Raw genomic sequence first — 21,205 nt, 5'->3', positions numbered from 1 at the left:
GATTACTCTCCCTGCTTTTTCAGTGCCGCAATACGGCTTGATAAGCTGAACAGACGGATAAAGCCTTCAGCGTGCTTCTGGTCGTAAACATCATCCGCACCAAAGGTCGCGAAGTCTTCAGAGTACAGGCTGTTAGGCGACTGACGCTGAGTTACGGTGGCCTGACCTTTATAAAGCTTAACCACAATTTCTCCGGTTACGTACTTGGCAAAAGACGACGCGCCAGCAATCAGCGCATCGCTCAGCGGCGTAAACCAACGGCCGTCGTACATGACATGTGAAAATTCCAGTGCCAGTTGTTCACGGTATTTTAGTGACGCTTTGTCCAATACCATAGTTTCGAGCGCTTTGTAGGCTTTCAGCAGAACCGTGCCTCCGGGTGTTTCATAACAGCCGCGTGACTTCATGCCTACCAGACGGTTTTCCACGATGTCGATACGCCCAACACCGTGCGCTGCTGCCAATTTGTTAAGCTCGACCAGACCTTCATAGGGTGAAACTTCTTTACCGTTAACGTGAGTTAGTGCGCCTTCATTAAACTTCAGGTTGATACGCTCAGCCTGATCCGGTGCTTCTTCCGGGTCGACGGTCATGGTCCATACCTGTTTACTTGGCTCACACCATGGGTCTTCCAGTTCGCCGCCTTCGTGAGATATGTGCCAGGCGTTGGCATCACGGCTGTAAATTTTGGTTGCTGAAGCGGTGGTTTTGATATTGCGCTCGGCTAAGTAGGCCAGCAGGTCTTCACGGGAAACCATGTCCCACTCACGCCAGGGAGCAATAACTGCCAGATCCGGCGCTAACGCATTGAAAGCCCCTTCGAAACGTACCTGGTCGTTACCCTTACCGGTACAGCCGTGGCACAGTGCATCGGCACCCACTTTACGGGCAATCTCTACCTGCGCTTTGGCGATAACCGGGCGCGCCATAGACGTACCTAACAGGTATTCACCCTCATAAACCGCACCGGTGGTAATAGTCGGGAATATATATTCTTTAACGAACTCTTCTTTTAAGTCAACGATGTAGCATTCGCTGGCACCCGTGGCGATGGCTTTCTCTTTTAAGCCTTCTAATTCTTCGTCGCCCTGACCAACATCGGCCGCAAAGGCGACTACTTCACAGTCGTAGTTTTCTTTAAGCCATGGAATGATGGCTGAAGTATCTAAACCGCCTGAATAGGCAAGCACAACTTTATTGATTTTGCGCATAATGAGTGTCCTGACTAGGCTCCAAGTAAATGGGTTAAAATTGCGTTCTGGCCGTGCATCCGGTTTTCAGCCTGCTGCATTAACAACGACGCATCGCTGTCCATCAGGCTGCCGGTAATTTCCAGGTCGCGGTGAGCGGGCTGACAGTGCAACACATGGGTTGCACCGGTCAGTTCCATCAATGCTTCGTTAACCTGATACGGCATAAATTTGTCTTTGATGGTCTCAAGGGGCGTATCATCTCCCATCGATAACCAGGTGTCGGTGTAAATCACGTTAGCGCCTTTGGCAGCGGCCACGTCACTTGACTCCGTGATTTTCACGCCGGTTTTGGCGGCGATAGCTTTGGCCTGAGTAACAATCTCCGGGCTGGCTTCATGGCCTTCAGGGGTCACAACCACCTGATGACAACCCAACAGTGCACCGACGATTAACAGGGAATGAGTAACGTTGTTACCATCACCTACATAGGCCATGGTGAGACCTTCACAGCTGCCGAATTTCTCGAACAGAGTTAAGTAATCGGCCAGACCCTGACAAGGATGATATTTATCGCACAGTGCGTTGATTACCGGTACATTAGCCGCTTCTGCAAAGGTCTCCAGCGTTTTGTGTGAGAAAACGCGAGCCACAATGGCGTCGGCCCAACAGGCCAGATTGGCGGCAACATCTACCGAGTCTTCACGACCGGCAAGTTTATTAGACTGGCTGTCTAGGTAAACCATGTGACCGCCTAAACGGTTAATACCTATATCAAAGCTGACGCGCGTACGTAGCGACGGTTTTTCAAACAGAGCAACGACAGACTTGCCAGCGAGGGCCTGGGAATAAGCCTGTGGCGCCTGTTTAATTTGAACCGCTAGTGACAATAGCTCCTGCATTTGCTCTGGTGTCCAGTTAGCAAACGTCAATAAATCCTGCTTCATTTTATACTCCAGATGTCTGGGAGGCCGGAATTACGCGGGTTCCGGTTTGATTATCCAATATTGCTGTCAGCGGCGCTGACCAGTTAGCAATCGTTACCGGCTTAGCCAGCTCGGTGGCCGCCTGCATTGCTGCTGCCACTTTAACCGACATGCCGTCTTTGATCACGCCCTTGGCCACTTCCTCATCGAGGCGTGACTGGTCGAGTTCATGTATAAGTTGTTTGTCTGCATCGAGCACGCCGTCGACGTTTGACAACAGCAACAAATCGCCGCCGGTTAGCTCGGCAATCACAGTAGCTGCCTGGTCGGCATTGACATTGAGCAAGCGCCCTTCGGCGTTACTGCCAATAGAACTAATCACCGGTAGAAAACCGGCACTGAGCAACTCGCTAAGCAGCGCTGGATTACCGGCAACCGGCACACCCACGGCACCATACTTTTCATTGAGTACGTTGCAATCGGTAATGCCACCGTCCAGTAAAGATAATCCCACCGGTGTGATCCCTGCACCAATCGCCAGACCGCACAAACTTTTATTGGCACTACCGGCCAGTGCACCACAAACGAACGGCATTTGTTCGTCTGGCGTTACCCGTAATCCGTCAATCTTGGTGCTGGTAAGCTGCATGGCTGCCAGCAAGGTTTCTACCAGCGGGCCGCCGCCATGGACTAATATTACCGGACGCTGACTTTGCAATGTTTTGATCTCAGATAACAACTGGCTTGCAATCTGAGGATTTTCCAGCAGAGCGCCACCCACTTTTATGACCACCGGCGATTTAGCGTCAGCCATTGATTAATCCCTCGGTCGCCGGTAAACCCAACGCTAAATTGGCACATTGCATGGCTTGAGAAGCGGCCCCTTTCATAACGTTATCGATGGCACTGGTAATGATGGCGTAGCCTGATTGCTCGTCGACTTTCCAGTGCAGATCGCAATACGGCGTATGCGCAACATCATCAATTTTAGGGAAACTCTCGCGCAAACGCACAACAGGCTGCTCACCATACACTTCGCTATACAGATTATCCAGTGTCGATTGGCTGGTACCACTTTTCAACTTAACGGTAACTGTAGCAAGGATCCCACGTTTGAAATTACCCAGGTGTGGCGTGAAGATTACCGGCCTACCCAGGTAGAGATCTATTTCGGGCGTATGACGATGACCGAGCACGCCGTATGCTTGCAGGCTCACTTCGTAAAAACTGGTGCCCAGGTTGGCTTTACGTCCGGCACCACTGACCCCGGAAACTGCATTGATGATTGGGCGCACGCTGTCGTCCAGCAGGCCAGCATTGTGTAATGGTTTTAATGCCAGTAGTGACGCGGTGGGGTAACAACCAGGAACGGCAACAATGCTGGCTTGCTTAATGGCATCGGCATTATATTCAGCAAGACCATATACGGCCTGCGCCAGACAATCCTGCGAGGTGTGGGCAAAACCATAGTGTTTGGCAAACACTTCAGTGTCTTTGAGACGGAATGCGCCTGACAGATCAAATACTTTTGCCTTGCCGGCAGATAACTCAGCCATCCAGTCGTGACTGGCTTCATGGGGCGTGGCCAGGAATATTGCATCCATTGATCCTGCCAGTTCGGCAAGGCGATGGGGCGCTAAAGGCTCGAGTACGTGTTGGGTCAGGTGCGCGAGGTTACCGTGCAACTGGGCAATCGTCTTACCGGCATCCTGACTGTTCTCAGACACTAACACATGCTGCAAAGTCATGTGTGAATGTCCGCTGATTAAACTCACTAACTGCGCCCCGGTATAGCCGCTGGCGCCTATCACTGCTACGTTAAACATAATCTGATCGTTTGAAATTGATGGGTTACAAAATTAAAAAAACACTTTTTACCTTTGTGTTGGTGCTTGTGAGCAGGCCGATAAAACCACAAAGGTAAAAAGTGCGCTACGCATACTAGTGCATTACTTCTTCGGCGATGATGGTCCCCATCGTCGCCATGGGCACTGCATAGTGTAGCCAGCCAGGGGAGAGCTAAACTGTGTCGAAGCAACCGCAAGATGATGTCGGTTGGTGTTAATGTTCATGTCGTGTTCCTGTCATTTTCTTCCGCTACACTGTTAGTTTAGTCAGGCAAAAACAATCTGCAGAATCTTAATAGGTGCCAATAATACAATTTTGGAATATTTATGCAATAATTTTGTATAAATATTTAAAGTAAATGGGTGGAAATGCAACTTTTCAACAATTTATGTTGAATTTCTTGCCGGATGTAGCAGGATTTGCCATAGTTCGCCAAAAATCATACAAATAAAAACAGGAATTAGCATGACAGTCCGCACTGTTGCTCTGGTCGCCCACGACCATAAAAAAGCCGAGTTACTTGATTGGGTTAAATACCACCAGCCTCTGTTAGCGCCCTTTAAGCTGGTAGCAACAGGTACTACTGGAAAATTGATCAGTGACGAGACTGGTCTGGAAGTTCATCGCTATAAAAGTGGTCCACTCGGAGGCGACCAGCAAATAGGTGCGTTGATCGCTGAAGGTCAGCTCGATGCCCTGTTTTTCTTCTGGGACCCACTGAATCCGGCGCCGCATGACCCGGATGTGAAAGCGTTGCTAAGACTTTGCTCGGTTTGGAATGTGCCGGTAGCCTGCACTCCGGCTACCGCCGATCTGGTGGTCACTTCGCCATTGTTCAGCGACGCGACGCATCAGCGGTTTGTGCCGGATTACGGCAAGTAACGATTATCGGGTTACCACTGGTAAGGCGCTACTTGCCAAGTTTAAACGCGGTCAACACCATCACGCCGGGAACTTCCTGAGGTTTACCTTGCTTTATGAGCGGCCTATAGCGCCACTTTTTAAGCGCCTTGTGGGCCTCCCCGGTCGAAGATTTTTGCAGGTGGGCATCCAATACCACTGGCGCCTTTACACTGCCATCAGCATTAACCTGTCTTCCTGTTCATCCATTGCGGCTTGCTAGCTGCCTAGGGTCAGCAGCCCCTAGTTATTTACCCAACTGATATCATCAGTATGATATCGGCTATCCTGACAGCTTTCGGCTTTGTCGATGAAACGTTCCTTCACGGTAAAACATGACATGTCGAAATTTACGTTGCCATCAGGGGGGGATTAATTCAAGCTGATTACTACCCAGAAGAAACGCTGTAAAACCAATGACAGAGCATAACTGGTACCTGTGTACCGAATCTAAATTAGATGAAACGTTATCGAAAAACATTGCGCCATTCTGGCAAGCACACGTTGTACAGGGGAGCTTCCGTGGTGAAGGAAACGTAAGGGTAAACTATGCTTACTGTATCCCCGAGCAGGCAAAGCAGTCGGTACTTATTAGTTCGGGACGAATTGAATCCCTGCTCAAATATAAGGAAGTCATCTATGAGCTGTTTTGTAATGGCTTTGCCGTTTTCACACTGGATCACCGGGGGCAGGGGCTGTCTGGCCGTATGATGGTTAATCCCCACCAGGGATACATCGACGACTTTCAGCACTATGTGGATGACATGTGCCATTTTATCGATGAGATTGTTACGCCACACCAGCGAGGACCGCTAAATCTGCTCTGCCATTCCATGGGCTCAGCTATTGGTGCTCTAACCATCCTGCAGCGACCATCGCAGTTCAGCCGCGCTGTATTTTGTTCGCCGATGTTTGGGATTCGACCGGCGTTACCGGACTGGCTGGCCAGAATTTTATTAGGGATAAACCGCTGCTTTAACTACATAGTACCCGGTAATTCCGGTTATTTTTTTGGTCAGCGCGATTACCACGCAGATGACTTTTCGGTTAATCGCCTGACCAGCAGCGAAATTCGTTACCGGTTATTCAGAAACCTATACAGCGAACAACCGCAACTCCAGTTGGGGGGAGTCACGCCGCAATGGCTGTCTGCAGCAAGTGCCGCCATGTGGCAGGTAGAGCGCCATGCCAGCGCCATTGCTATTCCATTGCTGGTATTCAGTGCAAGTGAAGACACAGTGGTCGACAATAAGCGGCAGGCAAGGGTTGTGGCGGAAATGCAAAGTGCCCGGTACATTAACGTTGTTGGCGCGCGTCACGAGATCCTGATCGAAAGTGATGCTATTCGCCAGCCGGTTATGACCCGCATACTGGATTTCTTTACCCGCTAATTTTGACCGGTTGACCGAAACCTCTCATAATGCCGCCTGACTTGGCGAAGAGTGAACCAACATGCTAGACATCGTGTTATATCAACCTGAAATTCCACCCAATACCGGCAATATTATCCGTTTGTGCGCGAATACCGGTTATGCGTTACACCTTATTGAGCCACTGGGTTTTGACTGGGATGATAAACGGGTACGCCGCGCGGGCTTGGACTATCACGAGTTTGCCGACGTAAAACGCTATGCAAGTTTTGAAGCCTATCTGGCCGAGCGCCAGCCAGTTCGGGTATTTGCCTGTACCACCAAAGGCAAAGCGTTTCACTCTGATGTGCAATACAAAAGAGGCGACGCGTTATTGTTTGGGCCGGAAACCCGCGGATTACCCGGTGACATTATTGAATCGTTACCCCCCGGGCAACGGGTGCGAATTCCTATGCTGCCGGACAGTCGCAGCATGAACCTGTCGAATGCGGTATCGGTGTTTGTGTATGAGTCCTGGCGGCAATTTGGCTACGATGGTGCGCGTTAGGGGGTAGCCAGCTAACCGTACACAGAATGAGGTAAAGTCACAGGGAGTTAAAAGGGCAGATGCATAATAAAGAAGTGTCTGCTATTCACTCTTCAGTTCGCGACCCAGCAAAGCTAACGCAGCATCTTTGGGCGATTTACCCTCATAGAGCACAGCATAAATCTGTTCGCAAATGGGCATTTCCACACCCAGTTTGCGGGCCAGAATAACGACTTCTTCGGTATTACGGTAGCCTTCGACCACCTGTCCAATTTCGCTCATCGCGCTTTTAACCGACTTCCCCTTGCCCAATGCCAGGCCAAACCGGCGGTTGCGCGACTGGTTGTCGGTACAGGTAAGGACAAGATCACCTAACCCGGCCATGCCCATAAAAGTTTCACGTTGAGCGCCGGCCTGAACCCCTAAACGGGTGAGTTCAGCCAGTCCACGGGTAATTAATGCGGTTCGGGCATTCGCACCAAAGCCCAGCCCATCAGCTAAGCCAGCACCAATAGCGATTACGTTTTTAACGGCACCGCCAAGTTGCACACCGGTGACGTCAGGGTTTTTGTAAACCCGGAATGAACGGGCGCAATGCAGCTTGGCGGCCATTGCGTCAATAAACTCATCGTCAGTGGAAGACAGAGAGATAGCCGTAGGCAGTCCCGCGGCCATTTCTTTTGCGAAGGTCGGTCCGGATAGCACCGCCAGGGGATAGTTATCACCCAGTACTTCCAGTGCGACTTCTTTTAACAGACGACCGCTGCCGGGCTCAAGTCCCTTGGTGGCCCACACAATACGCTGGGAGTCGTGCAGTAATGGCGCTAATTGTTCCAGCATGCCTTTAAAGGCATGGCTTGGCACCACAACCAGGATATCGCGACTTTGCGCAACAGCAGTGGCTAAATCGCTCTCAACCGAGAGCGCATTGGGAAACGGTGCGCCAGGCAGGTACCGTTCGTTCTGGCGCTTGTCTGCCATGGCTGACAATTGCTCTGAGTCTCTGCCCCAGAGTATGGTGGGCGTATTATTACGAGCTAAGCAAATAGCCAGAGCTGTGCCATAAGACCCTGCTCCCAGAACGGTAACCGACGCATCATTCATGAGCGTCTTAGGCGTCCAGTTGTTGCTGAGATGCCTGGGCTTCCTGAGCGCGTTTTTGCATATAAGCAGCAAAGATCGCGTCGAAGTTTACCGGTGCCAGGTTTAATGGCGGGAAAGTACCGCGATTAACCAGGTTTGAAATGGTTTCACGAGCATAAGGGAACAAAGTGTTCGGGCAGAAAGAACCCAGCATGTGCGCTTTGTTTTGCTCTGGCATGTCACCAATCATGAATATACCGGCTTGTTCTACTTCACACAGGAATGCAGTCTCTTCACCCATGGTCGCTGTTACTGTAACAGACAGAACTACTTCGAACAGGTTGCCATCCAGTTTGTCAGTGGAGGTATCAATATCCAGTTTGATTTCTGGCTTCCACTCTTTGGTGAAGATACCTGGTGCGTTGGGGGACTCAAAAGAAATGTCTTTTGTGTAAATACGCTGGATGTTGAATTGTGGCGCTTGACCCTGGCCGGCAGCGGCGTTTTCTTGATTGCTTTGGTTTTCTTCAGACATGTTTTTACCTAAATGTAATTTTAAATTTTATAAGAATAATTAGCTGGCCAGCAGTGGATCGAGTTCTTGCTGTCTTTCCAGCGCAAACATTTCATCACAACCACCAATGTGCTGGTCGTTAATGAATATTTGCGGCACTGTGTAACCGCCGTTTGCGCGCTCAATCATGACATCGCGCAAGGCAGGCTCGGCGTCGATGGCGTACTCAGTGTATTCAACACCTTTTTGCTGGAGCAGGGCCTTTGCCCGGGTGCAAAAGGGGCAATAAGCTTTGGTGTAGATCTCAACTTTACTCACAATAGCAGCCTTTTGGTTGATTATTTCGCTACGGGTAAGCCAGCCTGAGACCAGGCATTCATGCCGCCTTTCAGAACATTCACTTTACTGAAACCGTCTTTCGTCATCGCAGCGGCTACACCACGTGCGCTGTTACCCATGGCACAAACAACAATAATGGGCGTGTCTTTGTATTTTTCAAGCTTGCTGAAGTTCTTTTCGCGAACCTCTTCCGGCTTGATCTGTCGGGCACCGGTGATATGACCTGCCTTAAAGTCGTTGGCAGCGCGGGTGTCAAGAACCACTGCATCTTCACGGTTAATCAGCAATGTCATTTCGTGCACACTGACTTCTTTGACAGAGGAAATCAGACCGCTGACATAGCTGTAAATCAGCATAATAACCAGCGCCAGCCAGATACCCGCCAGTATAATATTATTGCTGGCAAATTCGATGAGTTGATCCATTACGTGTTCCCAATGCATCGGTTTGTTAAAAAAAGAGTGCAAAGTATATAGAAAAAAACAACAGAAACCAGCTTTGCGCGGAGGAAGCCCAGTTAATACAACGCTAAGAGCGCTAAATTACTGTACTTCGGTTGGTTAATTCACATTATCAATTAAACTGATTGAGGTATTTTTCAACATCTGCTCTTCAATCCCCCCTCGGGTTTGGTAATATAAATGTATGCCTCGCCCTACGGAACAATCCAAAGCCTGACAATATCGGTACCTAATAATAAGCCGGGCAAGCGGATAATTAACCCGAACAGCATCGCCTGATAAGGGCAACGACATTTTTACAGGAGAACCCATGACGCAATCCAAGAAGACACTGGCACTAATCGTACTCGATGGCTGGGGATATCGTGAGGATGCAGATCAAAATGCCATCCTGGCCGCGAACACGCCAAATCTGGATGCTTTAACTAAAGCGTACCCAAACACGTTAATCAGCGGTTCCGGTCTTGATGTGGGTTTACCCGAAGGACAAATGGGTAACTCTGAGGTAGGGCATGTAAACCTGGGTGCCGGCCGTGTGGTGTATCAGGACTTTACCAAGGTCACAAAATCCATTGCCGACGGTGAGTTTGAACACAACCCGACGCTGGTTAAAGCTATCGATGATGCGGTAAGTAAAGATAAAGCCGTGCACATTATGGGTCTACTCTCACCAGGTGGTGTTCACAGTCATGAAGATCACATTTTTGCTGCGCTGAAAATGGCCGCCCACCGTGGTGCGAAAAAAGTCTATTTACACGCTTTTCTGGATGGCCGTGATACGCCGCCGCAAAGTGCTGAAGCGTCGCTGGAAAAAGCCGAGGAGGTGTTTGCTGAAATTGGCTGTGGTAAAACAGCGACTATTATCGGCCGCTACTTTGCCATGGACCGCGACAAACGCTGGGATCGGGTGCAGAAAGCTTACGACCTGATTACTCAGGGCAAAGGCGAAGCGACGGCAGATTCAGCGTTAGCGGGGTTAAAAGCCTCATATGAGGCAGGCAAAAACGATGAGTTTGTACCGCCAACCGTTATTGGTGACAGTGTCAGTGTGGAAGATGGCGATACGATTGTCTTTATGAACTTCCGTGCCGACCGCGCGCGTCAGTTAACCCAGGTGTTTGTTGATAAAAGCTTTGATGGCTTCGAGCTGGCGGTAAAACCTGAATTGTCGGCCTTTGTAATGCTAACTCAGTACTCCGCTGACTTCGATGCACCAGTTGCCTTCCCATCAGAAAAACTGGTAAATGTTTTAGGCGAATGGTTAGAGAAGCAGGATAAAACCCAACTGCGTATTTCAGAGACGGAAAAGTACGCCCACGTGACCTTTTTCTTCTCTGGCGGTGTAGAGAAAGAATTCAAAGGCGAAGAGCGTATTCTTATTCCATCACCCGATGTGGCCACCTACGATCTGCAGCCAGAAATGAACTCTGAGAAACTCACCGATGAACTGGTTGGGGCGATTGAGTCTGGCAAGTTTGATGTGATCATCTGTAATTATCCGAATGGCGATATGGTTGGTCATACCGGCGACTTCGACGCGGCGGTGAAGGCCTGCGAAGCAGTCGATAAATCGATTGGCCGCGTGATAGAAGCGTTGAAAAAAACCGGCGGCGAGTGTCTGATCACGGCTGACCACGGTAACGCTGAACAAATGATGGATAACGAGTCTGGTCAGGCGCACACTGCCCACACCAGCGAGCCCGTACCGTTTATTTACTTTGGTCGTGATGCTGAGCCCCGAAAGGGCGGCACACTCAGCGATGTGGCACCTACCATGCTGTATCTTATGGGCGTGGAGCAACCAGAGGAAATGACCGGCAAGACCATTATGACGCTAAAGTCTTAAACAGAGATATGCAGCCCATTGAAGTGTTGCTGAAGAACTGTGCCACCAGCCTTGTGCTGGTGGCATTGTTGTATGGGCTATCACCTGCTGGCTTTGTGTTTGCCCAAAGTGATGATGCCGAGCAGGAGCTGGCGGAACTACAGAAAGAATTAAAAGCCCGTCAACAGGCATTGCAGAACAGTAAAGCCGATGCCGAGAAACTACAATCAGTCCTTGAAGAATCGGAAAAAAACATCGGCGCGGTAGCCGGGCGGCTCAACAACACGAAAACCGCGTTGACCGAAAACCGTAAGCAGCAGGAAGGTCTCAAAAGCCGTCGCAATGAACTGCAGCAAGCTATTGCTCAGCAACAGGAGCTGCTTGGTGGCCAGCTAAGAACTGCTTTCATCTCTGGTAATTACGACTATGCCAAAATGGTGTTTTACCAGGAGGATGCAGCGCGCTTCGAACGTGTGCTGACTTATTACAAATATCTTAATGAAGCCCGACAAAAAGAAATCACTCAGTTCAAGGCGAGCGTTACTGAGCTGGAACAGGTTAATGCGCAGTTGCAGGTAAAGGCTCAGGAATTAACCGCGTTGTTGAGCGATCAGGAGAGCCAGCAAAATGAACTGGTTGCCCGGCAACAGGACCGCCAGAAAACGTTGCTGAAAATACGTAGCAAAATTGCCAGTGAAGAGAGCCGTATTGCGCAGTTGAGAGAAGCAGAACAGGCTTTAGTTGAGGCCATCGAGCGTGCTCAGCGAGCCAGCCAGGTGCCGCAGGAGTTAACCGGTTTATCCGGCGAAAAGGGTAAATTGCTACAACCTGCCAGTGGTACTTTGCGGCGTTTATTTGGTAAGCGTCGTCAGGGCCAGGTACGCTGGAAAGGTATCATGATAGACGGTCGCGAGGGCAGTGCGGTAAAAGCCATTGCTCATGGCCGGGTAATATATGCTGACTGGCTGAGAGGCTTTGGTCTGGTGACTATTATCGAACACGGTGATGGTTATATGTCGGTTTACGGGCACAATCAGGCACTGCTTCGTTCAGCCGGCGATGCTGTTGTCAGAGGCGAGACCGTTGCATTGCTGGGTCAGAGTGGCGGACAGTCCTCACCTAATTTGTATTTTGAAATCCGTCATAAGGGTAAGGCACTTAACCCTTTGCAGTGGCTGGATATTTAACGTCTGATGAGCAGAATTCGTATGGCGTAAGCCAGACTGGTAAGGCGGTTGATATTGGTAATTCGGATCCCGGCTGGTATGCTAGCGGCTATAACAACTACAAATAATCAGGTTTTAGTGCGCTTTTGAAACAACTCGGTATTTATTGCGTTATTGTGTGGGGGCTTCTGGTTAGCCTGACCGCGACGGCTGCCAGTCGATCAACTGCGCATCATTCACCCCAACCACCTGCAGAGCTCTATATTATCATTGATGATATGGGCTATCGTGGTACCGACGAGCGGGCATTTGCACTGCCTGAATCAGTGACTTTCTCAATTTTGCCGCATACCCCACAAGGGCAGGCATTTGCCGAGCGTGCGCACGCTGAAGCACGCGATGTAATGCTGCATTTACCAATGGAAGCGCAATCCGATAAGCCTCTCGGGCCCGGTGCCATTACGTCTTCGATGTATGCTGATGAAATTATCGCAACCTTTGAGTCAGCGCTGACGTCGGTCCCTTATGCCATCGGTGTTAATAATCATATGGGCAGTGTGCTGACCGCCTCTGGTCGGGCGATGCAGACATTGATGACTATTATTAAGCATAGTGGATTGTTTTTTGTAGATAGTCGCACCACTCGCTTTACCGTCGCACAACAGGTGGCCACCGAAAAACAGGTACCCAATGCCAGACGGCACGTGTTTCTGGATCACGAACAAACTGAAGTGTTTATGACTGAACAATGGCAACGCGCGATAGCGCTGACCAAAAAACATCGTAAGGTGATTATTATTGCTCACCCTCACCCTGGCACCATTGAGTTTTTGCTGGAAAAACTGGCTAATCTGCCCGCACAGCAATATGCCCTGAAATCGATGCATGACTTTTTTGATGTGCCTGATGTGCCGCAACGCAAGTTTGCCAATAATAGTCAGGTAAGTGTTGCCGCGCCTGACTAACCAATCTCTCTTCGAACGGTTTTAAGATAGTACGACGATGTCATTCGTCGTAATTTGCCATTATTTGCATGAAGATCGGTGATGGGATCTTGAAAAATCTCAAAAATGTTATATTATAACATCAGCTGAAGGTAAGGTAGTTATGCAATCACCCATCGACAATCCAACATTTTTAGACCGGCTTGGGATCTGGATCTCGAGTCTGTGCGCTTTGCATTGTCTGGCGATCCCGCTGCTGCCATTGCTGGCTTCCAGCATGTTTGGTCAAACCTGGTTTGAACGGACTATTTTAAGCTTGTCTATTCTTATCGGTAGCGTCGCGCTTATCAGCGGTGCTGTGCGATACCATGGTAAATATTATCCGCTATTGTTATTGCTAAGTGGCGGGGGGATTTACTGGTTTAAAGACATATTTGGTGAGGCTGGTGAGCCTTTTACTATCGCCTTTGGTGCTGGTCTGATTATACTTGGTCACTGGCTGAATCTGCGCTTGTGCCGTAAGTGTCGTTGCTGCAAAGGCAAAGTTGTTTCCCAACATCTGGCCAGTAATCACCGCTAAGCTTAATCCAGGGGGCTGAGTACCTGACGGGCTATATCCGGCACGTTGGTAAAAATACCATCGACTCCCCAGGCTTTTAGCATCAGCATATCTTCAGGGTAATCCACGGTATACACCAATACTTTTAAACCCGCTTGCCGGGCTTCTTTTACATAAAATTCATCCACCACGTCCAGCGCCATATGTAACGAAAAAGCATCCAAATCGTGAGCAAAACCCAAACCATTCTCGGGATAGGTAGCAGTGAGTGCGCCAATGTGTACCTGCGGCCAGGCGGCTTTAATCTGGCGGATCCAGCGATGATTAAACGAAGATATAATCAGGTTTTCAGCAGGAAATCCGCTTTGAGCAAGGCCCTGATGAACTTTCTCCAGCCAGCTATGCACATTAGTCAGATGTTTAATTTCCACATTCAGCACGGCGTCTGCTGGCAGGATGTCGAAGACTTCTGCCAGATAGGGGATAACTTCACCATTACCGGCATTGAGGCTACGTAAGTATGAGAGCGGATGGCTGGTAACCATCCCCTTGCCGTTGGTGGTGCGGTTTAACCAGCGGTCGTGAATAATAACAATTTCGTCTTCAACCTGATAAACGTCGAGCTCAATACCCGTTGCTTGCTGCGTCATTGCCAGTGAAAACGCAGCCAGGGTATTTTCAGGTGCTGCTACGCTGGCGCCGCGATGACCTAGGATCCACATAACGATTACTTATTGGTGGCAGATGCTGATTTATGGGTGTTTACTGTTTCATAAATTGACGCTGAGGTCACTAAAATTCCGCCTAACAGTGTTTGCCACCCCGGAGACTCATGAAGCAGAATAATGGCAAAAATCACACCGTAAAAGGGTTGCATACAGGCGATTAACGAGAAGGTTTTGGCTCGCAGATGAGCAAGGCTATTCGCCACTAGTGCATGAGGCAGCGCGGTAAATGCCGTACCCAGTGCCAGTAATAACAGCCATACGTTGGTATCCTGTCGGGTGTGTGGTAACTCACTGAACGGTAGCAGACATAAAACAATTATCAGCGTTTGCCAGGCCATGGAACGAGCACCGCTATAATGGGAAAAGTACTTTCGTAAGGAAAGGTTACGCACCGCATAAAGGACAGCAGAAATGATACCCAGTCCTACCCCGAGCGTCACATCATTATCCAGTGATACCTCAGGCACAATTAACACTATGCCGAGGACGACTACCATTGCGCTGAGCATGTCTTGCCAGGCCAGTCGGGTTTTCTCGAACAGCGGTTCAAGCAGTACGGTAATGACCGGAAAAGTAAACATCGCGATCATGCCCACCGAGACGCCAGCGTACTGCATGGAAGCAAAATAGGTAGCCCAGTGGGCGGCCATCAGTATGCCGAGGCCGATGGCAATAAAGTAATCAAGGCGTCGTTCCAGGCGCAAGTGCTCTCTGCCAGCTCTGACAAATAAGCACAGTGCCAGGCAGGCAAACAAACTACGCCCCAACGTAATGTCGATGGCGTTTAGCGGGATGATATTTGAAAAGAGCCCGGTACCCCCTAAAAGCACTACCGCGAGATGAAGGGTGATGAGGCTCTTTTTAACGGGATCCATTAATCAGCGGTGGGGGTGAATTTGGTCGCAAAGGGCTGGCCTAACCGAGTAACCTGGTCAAGGGCCAGATCGGCAAAGTTGACCTTATCCGGCTCAAAACATACCACAATCGTTGAACCCAGTTTAAACTGACCGAGCTCTTCGCCTTTCTTCAGGGATACGCCTTCGTCGCCCTCGTAACGCCAGTGTGTCACATGCTTGCCTGTTGGCGGCGTTACCGCACCGGCCCACACCGTATCAATACTGGCAACAATGGTAGCACCTACCAGGACAATGGCCATTTTGCCCACCGGGGTATCATAAATAGTCACTACCCGCTCGTTACGAGCGAATAACCCCGGCACGTTTTCCGCCGTTAAAGGGTTAACAGAGAAGAGTTCACCAGGGACATACACCATATCGGTAAGTTTACCTTCTATGGGCATATGGATACGATGGTAATCTTTAGGAGAGAGATAAATAGTGGCAAACTTACCGCCTTTAAATGGCTCGGCCAGATCCGGGTTACCGCCTAATAGGGCCGATAAAGTAAATTTGTGGCCTTTTGCCTGGATAAGGTCTTCGCCGACTATATCACCAAACTGACTGACGGTGCCGTCGACAGAATGACACAGTACGTCTTCATTTTCCTCAATAGGGCGTACACCGGGCTTTAAAGGGCGGGTAAAAAAAGCATTAAAGGTACGGTAGTCCTCTGGCTGAGAGTACATTGCCTCGTCCATGTTGACCTTAAACTGTTTAATAAACAGCTTGATTAGCCAGGTGGTCAGGGCGCCTGCCTCGGCGGCGGCCAGTTTACCCACTAACCGGGATATAAGGTGTTTAGGCAGTACGTACTGCAAGTTGACTTTAAACCAATTCAGCAAAGTAAATGCTCCTAGTTACATGTTGTCTGGCTCAGCCTGAGGGCTATTTGTGCCTAATGGTGCCTATTGTAGCCGATTTTGCAGGGAAACATACCAACATAAGGTTATGGTTCATCAGGGTTTGATATAAGACGGTTCGCATATGCCGGGCGCTGCTCGGCCATAGCGGCGATAATCCGGTGGTAATTATCATAGCGTTGCTGGTTAATTTTGCCCGCTTCGACGGCCTGACGAATGATACAGCCCGGATCGTTGAGGTGCTTACAGTCCCTAAACTTACAGCCACCCAGATAGTCCCTGAATTCAATAAAGCCCCAGGTAATACGCTCTTCAGGTAGGTGCCACAGGGCAAATTCACGCACCCCGGGGGAATCGATTAGCTCACCACCAGAAGGAATAGGCAGTAGCTTAGCAGCAGTGGTGGTGTGTGTGCCTAAACCTGAATTTTCGGAAATCTCTCCGACCAGTTCATCGGCATCGGGCAGTACCTGATTGATAATACTCGATTTGCCAACTCCGGACTGACCAACAAACACGCTGGTTTTATCGCGTAAGCGTTCATGTAGCTCGGCAATGCCTTCGCCACTTTTACAACTGGTGAGTAATAACTCGTAACCAAGCTCCTGATAAATGGCCAGCGAGGCTTTAACGGTTTCGCGCTCTTCGTCACTTAACAGCTCTACTTTGTTAAGCACCAGCAAGGGCTTTATGTCGGTGTCTTCACAGGCCACCAGGTAGCGGTCGATAATATTCAGCGACAAGTCCGGTTTTACCGACGACACCACAATGATTTGATCGATATTGGCCGCAATGGGTTTTACCCCATCATAAAAATCCGGGCGGGTCAGGACGGTGCGCCGATCCTGTACAATTTCAATAACCCCACCTATATTTTCGTCGGGGACTTCAGAACGGGCGAACAGCACCTCATCGCCGCATACCACCGATTCGATGGTACGACGAATATGACAACGAACAACGTTGCCTTCGGTGTCCTGAACGTCGGCTTGTTTACCAAAACGACCAATTACCCGGCCAGCCAGCAATGCGGATAAATCAGGTGATGATTGCTGTTTGCGAGACAGGCGTTTCTGGCGGTTTGCCGCGACCTGTCGCTTTTGTTTATGGGATAATTTGGGTTTCTTGGCCACGCCGATCTCGAAGTTTGCGTTTTAGGCTGTGCATGATACCTTTTGTGCACTTTATGTGTCACCTCTTGATAGAAAATAGGCAAGGTTAATGGCAAAAAACAATGACAACCTGGTGTGGATCGATATGGAAATGACCGGTCTGGACCCTGAAACCTGTAAAGTACTGGAAATTGCCACTATTGTGACGGACCCCCAGCTAAACGTAATTGCTGAAGGACCGGTGATTGCCGTACACCAGAGCGATGAAATTCTCGATGGCATGGATGAGTGGTGTACCCGGGTGCATGGCGAGAGTGGACTGACTCAACGTTGTCGCGACAGTCAGTTTGATGAAGATGCCGCGGCTACGCAAACCATTGCCTTTTTAACCCAATACGTCGAGGCAGGCAAATCGCCGCTGTGTGGTAACTCTATTGGTCAGGATCGCCGGTTTATGGTGAAATACATGCCAGAGCTGGAAGCGTATTTCCATTATCGCAATGTGGATGTGAGTACCATTAAAGAACTGGTTCGTCGCTGGAAGCCGGAGACGCTCGACGGATTTATCAAGCAGGGTACTCACCAGGCACTGGATGATATTCGTGAGTCTATCGCTGAAATGCAGTTCTATCGCGAGAAAGTGTTTAGTATTTAAGCATTCAGACAAAAAAACGCAAAAAAATGAAAATAGGTGTTGCACTGACAAAATAATTTTGTAAAATGCGCACCACTTCAAACGAAGTGCCACTCTTAAGCGGGAATAGCTCAGTTGGTAGAGCACAACCTTGCCAAGGTTGGGGTCGCGAGTTCGAATCTCGTTTCCCGCTCCAATTTCTCATCCAGAGAAGTGTTAAATTCTTAAAGTAATGTACAGCGACCCCAAGGGCCCAGCGACAACGTGGTTGCCAGTTGAATCTCGTTTCCCGCTCCAATTTCCCTTCCAGAAACGTTTTCAGTCAATATACAACGTCTGAACAAAACAAGTTTGTTACTTCCAGCATTTCCCTACCGGCCTTCGCTGTGCTGTAAGGTAAGAGCCAGCAGGGAGGTTATATCAAACTGTGTCGTTCTAGATATTTATTCACATAGCTATGCATGTTTTATGTGCGACCTTTCTAATGACGCCCTAAAATGATGAATTTCAGCCGATTTTGCACCAGAGAAGCTATTTTTTGCACTTAATTGGGCCGTCAATTTGGCGGTGAGAGGACTGTATTGCATTTTTCTTGAACAGTTATGCATAACTATGCGGATAATCTGTACAAAACCACTCAATAATTAGGCTAAGTCAGTAAAAACAGGCACAAATGCTGCTGTAATGGTCAGATATAAAAAAACAGTTGTCGATTTATCGTCGTTGAGGAGCACACATGAATAAACCAGGTAATCGATTTGCCTACTCTGTCGTTGCCAGTGCAGTTATGACCGCCTGTATGGTACCCACTGTTATGGCTCAGGAGCCGGATGGTGCAAAAGAGATAGAAAAGATTGAAGTAACGGCCACCCGTCGTACCGGTTCATTACAGGAAGTTCCGCTAAATATTTCAGCGATTACCGCTGATATCATGGAAGACCAGAATTTAGAAGATTTAGAAGATTTGGCCCGTTGGGTGCCGGGTCTGACTATTACCAACCAGGGTGGGCGAACTGACTCGCCCATTATTGTCCGCGGATTAAATACTAACTCTTCGGGTCCGTCTTCTGACGGTGGTACGGTTGCCACCTACTTTGGTGATGTGCCGTTGTTTTTGAACATGCGCTTAATCGATGTAAACCGGGTTGAGGTACTGATTGGTCCGCAGGGAACCCTGTACGGCGCCGGTACGCTCGGTGGTGCAATTCGGTATCTGCCCAATGAAGTAGCGATGGATCTGACCACTGGCCGTGTCAAAGGCGATGTCTTCAGCGTTGCAAAAAGCGATTCCATGGGCGGTGAAGCCAGCTTCGTATTTAACACGCCATTAATTGATGACACGCTGGCCATTCGCGCTGCGGTTAACTATTTCAACGATCCTGGCTACCTGGATTACAACTATGTGGTTCGAGAAAGTGGTGTTTCTCTGCCCGATCCTGACTGGACAGATCCAACGGCCGTGGCAGAAAACCTCAAACGGGTGAAAGATGCTAACGGCGAAAAGACTCTGACCGGCCGTGTTGCGCTGCGCTGGACACCGAATGACTGGTTCGACGGAAGCATTTCTTACTTCTATCAGAAGCGTGAAGTAGAAGGTCGCTCTATTACTCAGTACGGTGCCCTGGATCCGGCTAACGGTTTAAACGATGTGCTGGGACCATACGAATCCGGTTACCGTTATGAAGAACCCCGTGAGCAGGAAGACGACCTACTAAGTCTGGAACTGAAAGCCGACTTAGGCTTTGCAGAACTGGTTTCGGCAACGGGATGGTCTACCTCAGAAGACATGGGTAATCGTGACCAGACCGACCTGCTGATTCGTCTGGCCTATTCCTATGAAGAGTTCCCAGCCTTCAGTGCATTCACTGAAGAAGTGGGCGATATTGACCGCTTTACCCAGGAAGTACGCTTAGTGTCTGAGCCAAGTGGCCCGTTATCCTGGATTATAGGTGGGTTTTACTATGACACGGAAAGCTTTGGTGATAGTAAGGAATTTACGCCTGGCTTCGACCAATATGCACTAGACGTTTGGGGAGTAGGCGGCAATCCTCGCCCTGACTCATTAGAATACTATTCAGTTGACGATACTGACATCACCGAAAAAGCACTATTTGGTGAAGTTAGCTACGAAGTTACTGATAAGCTAACCGTTACCGCTGGTTTACGTGCCTATGAGTACGAAGTCAATTCGCGTTCGGCGGTTGACCTGCCACTATATTACAGCGTATTTGGCTACTACGATGAAGACTTGGACCAACAAATTTACAGAGACTCTACTGGTATAGAGCTCGACTTTGGTGAAGAAAGCGCCGATGATTCAGGCACGCTGTTTAAGTTCAATGCCAGCTATCAGGTGACTGATGATGTATTAGCTTACGCTACAGTGAGTGAAGGTTTCCGCATCGGTGGTGCTAACGGTGTGGCTGCGTGTCCTCCTGACATCGACGATATTGAAAACCAGATTGTCTGTGCGCTGCCCGATGAGCAGGTTTACACTGCCGACACCACTACTAACTATGAATTGGGTGTGAAAACTACTTTCTTTAAAAACAAGCTGCACTTCAATGCGGCGGTGTTTAACGTTGATTGGGAAGATGCGCAGGTGGGTGGTGCCACGGTTAATGGTCAGCAGCCCATCACGACCAATGCTGAAGGCGCAAACTCACGCGGTGTTGAATTGTTTACCCGTGCTGTGCTCAGTGATGAACTGACCATGTATGCAACTTACTCTTACACCAAAGCAGAGCTGACGGCGGATGCGCCATTCCTGTTTAACGTGTACGACGAGCTTAATGAAGATGGTACCCCCACTAATCTGGATCAGCTGTTTGACGGTAAAGACGGCGATCGCCTGCCTGGCTCTCCTGAACAACAGTTCTCACTTGGCCTGACCTATACTCAGGAAGTGTTTGGCGACAAGATGCTCGATATCAACTACGGTATTACCGCGCAAAGCGATATTATTACTACCGTTGGTAAACGTCGCAGTGGTGAGAGCCTGGCCGGTTATGCAGTAAGCAACCTGACCGCCAAAATCTCTGATTTGGACTGGAGTGTCACTTTCTATGTTGATAACCTGTTCGACAAATACGCCTTTGTATCGACTCGTGCCCACCAGGGGTATCAGGGAATCGGTGATGTAGAGATTAACCGCACCGATTTACAACGCGGTTACGGCCACTACCTGCTGCGCCCGCGCACGGTTGGTGTAACCTTCAGTTATCAGTTTGAAATGTAAAACTGCATAACCGGGAGCTGCACTAGCAAGCCTGGCAAATCACTACTCAAAAGGCACCGCAAGGTGCCTTTTTGTTGGAACAG

21 protein-coding genes and 1 tRNA gene are annotated in these 21,205 nt (G+C 49.4%); 10 read left to right on the top strand and 12 right to left on the bottom strand.

Features of this window, described 5'->3' with window-relative positions; translation table 11 throughout:
• Positions 1-2: 2 nt before the first annotated feature.
• Genes AC2T0J_RS05060 through argC form a run of 4 tightly spaced genes read right to left on the bottom strand, consistent with a single transcriptional unit; the run spans position 3 to position 3,942 of the window.
• Positions 3-1,211, bottom strand: coding sequence for an argininosuccinate synthase (locus AC2T0J_RS05060; protein WP_489809073.1), 1,209 nt, complete (start codon positions 1,209-1,211; stop codon positions 3-5).
• Between the two features lie 14 nt (positions 1,212-1,225).
• Positions 1,226-2,137 carry an ornithine carbamoyltransferase gene (locus tag AC2T0J_RS05055; RefSeq protein WP_489809072.1) on the bottom strand — a complete coding sequence of 304 codons (912 nt, stop codon included), beginning with the start codon at positions 2,135-2,137 and terminating at the stop codon, positions 1,226-1,228.
• 1 nt (position 2,138) lies between these two features.
• On the bottom strand, positions 2,139-2,930 hold the full coding sequence (gene argB, locus AC2T0J_RS05050) for an acetylglutamate kinase (protein WP_489809071.1): 792 nt from the start codon (positions 2,928-2,930) through the stop codon (positions 2,139-2,141).
• The gene (gene argC / locus AC2T0J_RS05045) at positions 2,923-3,942 is read right to left on the bottom strand and encodes an N-acetyl-gamma-glutamyl-phosphate reductase (protein ID WP_489809070.1); all 1,020 of its coding nucleotides are present in this window, start codon (positions 3,940-3,942) and stop codon (positions 2,923-2,925) included. Before argC ends, argB begins: the two co-directional genes overlap by 8 nt.
• A 487-nt stretch (positions 3,943-4,429) precedes the next feature.
• Between argC and AC2T0J_RS05040 the strand changes: the two genes are divergently transcribed.
• The 3 genes from AC2T0J_RS05040 to trmL all read left to right on the top strand — a co-directional run bounded on the left by AC2T0J_RS05040 (position 4,430) and on the right by trmL (position 6,781).
• A complete protein-coding gene (locus AC2T0J_RS05040) occupies positions 4,430-4,846 on the top strand; it encodes a methylglyoxal synthase (protein WP_489809069.1) in 417 nt (138 codons plus the stop codon).
• A 434-nt stretch (positions 4,847-5,280) separates the two neighbouring features.
• Positions 5,281-6,255 carry an alpha/beta fold hydrolase gene (locus AC2T0J_RS05035; RefSeq protein WP_489809068.1) on the top strand — a complete coding sequence of 325 codons (975 nt, stop codon included), beginning with the start codon at positions 5,281-5,283 and terminating at the stop codon, positions 6,253-6,255.
• A gap of 61 nt (positions 6,256-6,316) precedes the next feature.
• A complete protein-coding gene (trmL, locus tag AC2T0J_RS05030) occupies positions 6,317-6,781 on the top strand; it encodes a tRNA (uridine(34)/cytosine(34)/5-carboxymethylaminomethyluridine(34)-2'-O)-methyltransferase TrmL (protein WP_489809067.1) in 465 nt (154 codons plus the stop codon).
• An 81-nt stretch (positions 6,782-6,862) separates the two neighbouring features.
• Here trmL and gpsA read toward each other — a convergent pair whose 3' ends face one another.
• Genes gpsA through AC2T0J_RS05010 form a run of 4 tightly spaced genes read right to left on the bottom strand, consistent with a single transcriptional unit; the run spans position 6,863 to position 9,121 of the window.
• Positions 6,863-7,864 carry an NAD(P)H-dependent glycerol-3-phosphate dehydrogenase gene (gpsA, locus tag AC2T0J_RS05025; protein WP_489809066.1) on the bottom strand — a complete coding sequence of 334 codons (1,002 nt, stop codon included), beginning with the start codon at positions 7,862-7,864 and terminating at the stop codon, positions 6,863-6,865.
• 7 nt (positions 7,865-7,871) lie between these two features.
• Positions 7,872-8,378, bottom strand: coding sequence for a protein-export chaperone SecB (gene secB / locus AC2T0J_RS05020; protein ID WP_105936198.1), 507 nt, complete (start codon positions 8,376-8,378; stop codon positions 7,872-7,874).
• Positions 8,379-8,417: 39 nt separating this feature from the next.
• Positions 8,418-8,675, bottom strand: coding sequence for a glutaredoxin 3 (grxC, locus tag AC2T0J_RS05015; RefSeq protein ID WP_489809065.1), 258 nt, complete (start codon positions 8,673-8,675; stop codon positions 8,418-8,420).
• 20 nt (positions 8,676-8,695) lie between these two features.
• The gene (locus tag AC2T0J_RS05010; RefSeq protein ID WP_489809064.1) at positions 8,696-9,121 is read right to left on the bottom strand and encodes a rhodanese-like domain-containing protein; all 426 of its coding nucleotides are present in this window, start codon (positions 9,119-9,121) and stop codon (positions 8,696-8,698) included.
• Positions 9,122-9,467: 346 nt separating this feature from the next.
• Between AC2T0J_RS05010 and gpmI the strand changes: the two genes are divergently transcribed.
• The 4 genes from gpmI (at position 9,468) to AC2T0J_RS04990 (ending at position 13,672) form a co-directional block, all read left to right on the top strand.
• Complete coding sequence (gene gpmI / locus AC2T0J_RS05005) at positions 9,468-11,003, top strand: 2,3-bisphosphoglycerate-independent phosphoglycerate mutase (RefSeq protein WP_489809063.1); 1,536 nt, start codon at positions 9,468-9,470, stop codon at positions 11,001-11,003.
• An 8-nt stretch (positions 11,004-11,011) separates the two neighbouring features.
• Positions 11,012-12,169 carry a murein hydrolase activator EnvC family protein gene (locus AC2T0J_RS05000; RefSeq protein ID WP_489809062.1) on the top strand — a complete coding sequence of 386 codons (1,158 nt, stop codon included), beginning with the start codon at positions 11,012-11,014 and terminating at the stop codon, positions 12,167-12,169.
• A 125-nt stretch (positions 12,170-12,294) separates the two neighbouring features.
• Positions 12,295-13,113, top strand: coding sequence for a divergent polysaccharide deacetylase family protein (locus AC2T0J_RS04995; protein WP_489809061.1), 819 nt, complete (start codon positions 12,295-12,297; stop codon positions 13,111-13,113).
• Between the two features lie 142 nt (positions 13,114-13,255).
• The gene (locus AC2T0J_RS04990) at positions 13,256-13,672 is read left to right on the top strand and encodes a MerC domain-containing protein (protein WP_489809060.1); all 417 of its coding nucleotides are present in this window, start codon (positions 13,256-13,258) and stop codon (positions 13,670-13,672) included.
• Positions 13,673-13,674: 2 nt separating this feature from the next.
• On the opposite strand, the gene AC2T0J_RS04985 is transcribed toward AC2T0J_RS04990, so the two are convergent.
• The 4 genes from AC2T0J_RS04985 to rsgA form a co-directional block, all read right to left on the bottom strand.
• Complete coding sequence (locus AC2T0J_RS04985) at positions 13,675-14,373, bottom strand: glycerophosphodiester phosphodiesterase (RefSeq protein ID WP_489809059.1); 699 nt, start codon at positions 14,371-14,373, stop codon at positions 13,675-13,677.
• 5 nt (positions 14,374-14,378) lie between these two features.
• Complete coding sequence (locus AC2T0J_RS04980; RefSeq protein ID WP_489809058.1) at positions 14,379-15,254, bottom strand: DMT family transporter; 876 nt, start codon at positions 15,252-15,254, stop codon at positions 14,379-14,381.
• Entirely contained in the window at positions 15,254-16,120 is an 867-nt protein-coding gene (asd, locus tag AC2T0J_RS04975) for an archaetidylserine decarboxylase (RefSeq protein ID WP_489809057.1), read from the bottom strand. The genes AC2T0J_RS04980 and asd overlap by 1 nt, the downstream gene beginning before the upstream one ends.
• Before the next feature lie 104 nt (positions 16,121-16,224).
• Positions 16,225-17,271, bottom strand: a complete 1,047-nt coding sequence (gene rsgA / locus AC2T0J_RS04970; protein WP_489809056.1) for a small ribosomal subunit biogenesis GTPase RsgA — start codon at positions 17,269-17,271, stop codon at positions 16,225-16,227.
• 88 nt (positions 17,272-17,359) lie between these two features.
• On the opposite strand from rsgA, the gene orn reads away from it, so the two are divergent.
• The 3 genes from orn (at position 17,360) to AC2T0J_RS04955 (ending at position 21,122) form a co-directional block, all read left to right on the top strand.
• Positions 17,360-17,905: an oligoribonuclease gene (orn, locus tag AC2T0J_RS04965; protein WP_489809055.1), complete on the top strand. Its 546-nt coding sequence runs from the start codon at positions 17,360-17,362 to the stop codon at positions 17,903-17,905.
• A 99-nt stretch (positions 17,906-18,004) separates the two neighbouring features.
• Positions 18,005-18,080, top strand: a tRNA-Gly gene (locus AC2T0J_RS04960).
• Positions 18,081-18,620: 540 nt separating this feature from the next.
• Positions 18,621-21,122, top strand: coding sequence for a TonB-dependent receptor (locus tag AC2T0J_RS04955; protein ID WP_489809054.1), 2,502 nt, complete (start codon positions 18,621-18,623; stop codon positions 21,120-21,122).
• Positions 21,123-21,205 lie beyond the last annotated feature (83 nt).

The sequence above is a fragment of the Alteromonas sp. ISO5 genome, from assembly GCF_058105165.1.
The sequence above is the reverse complement of the archived record's forward strand: the minus strand, read 5'-3'. Positions and strand labels throughout refer to the sequence as shown.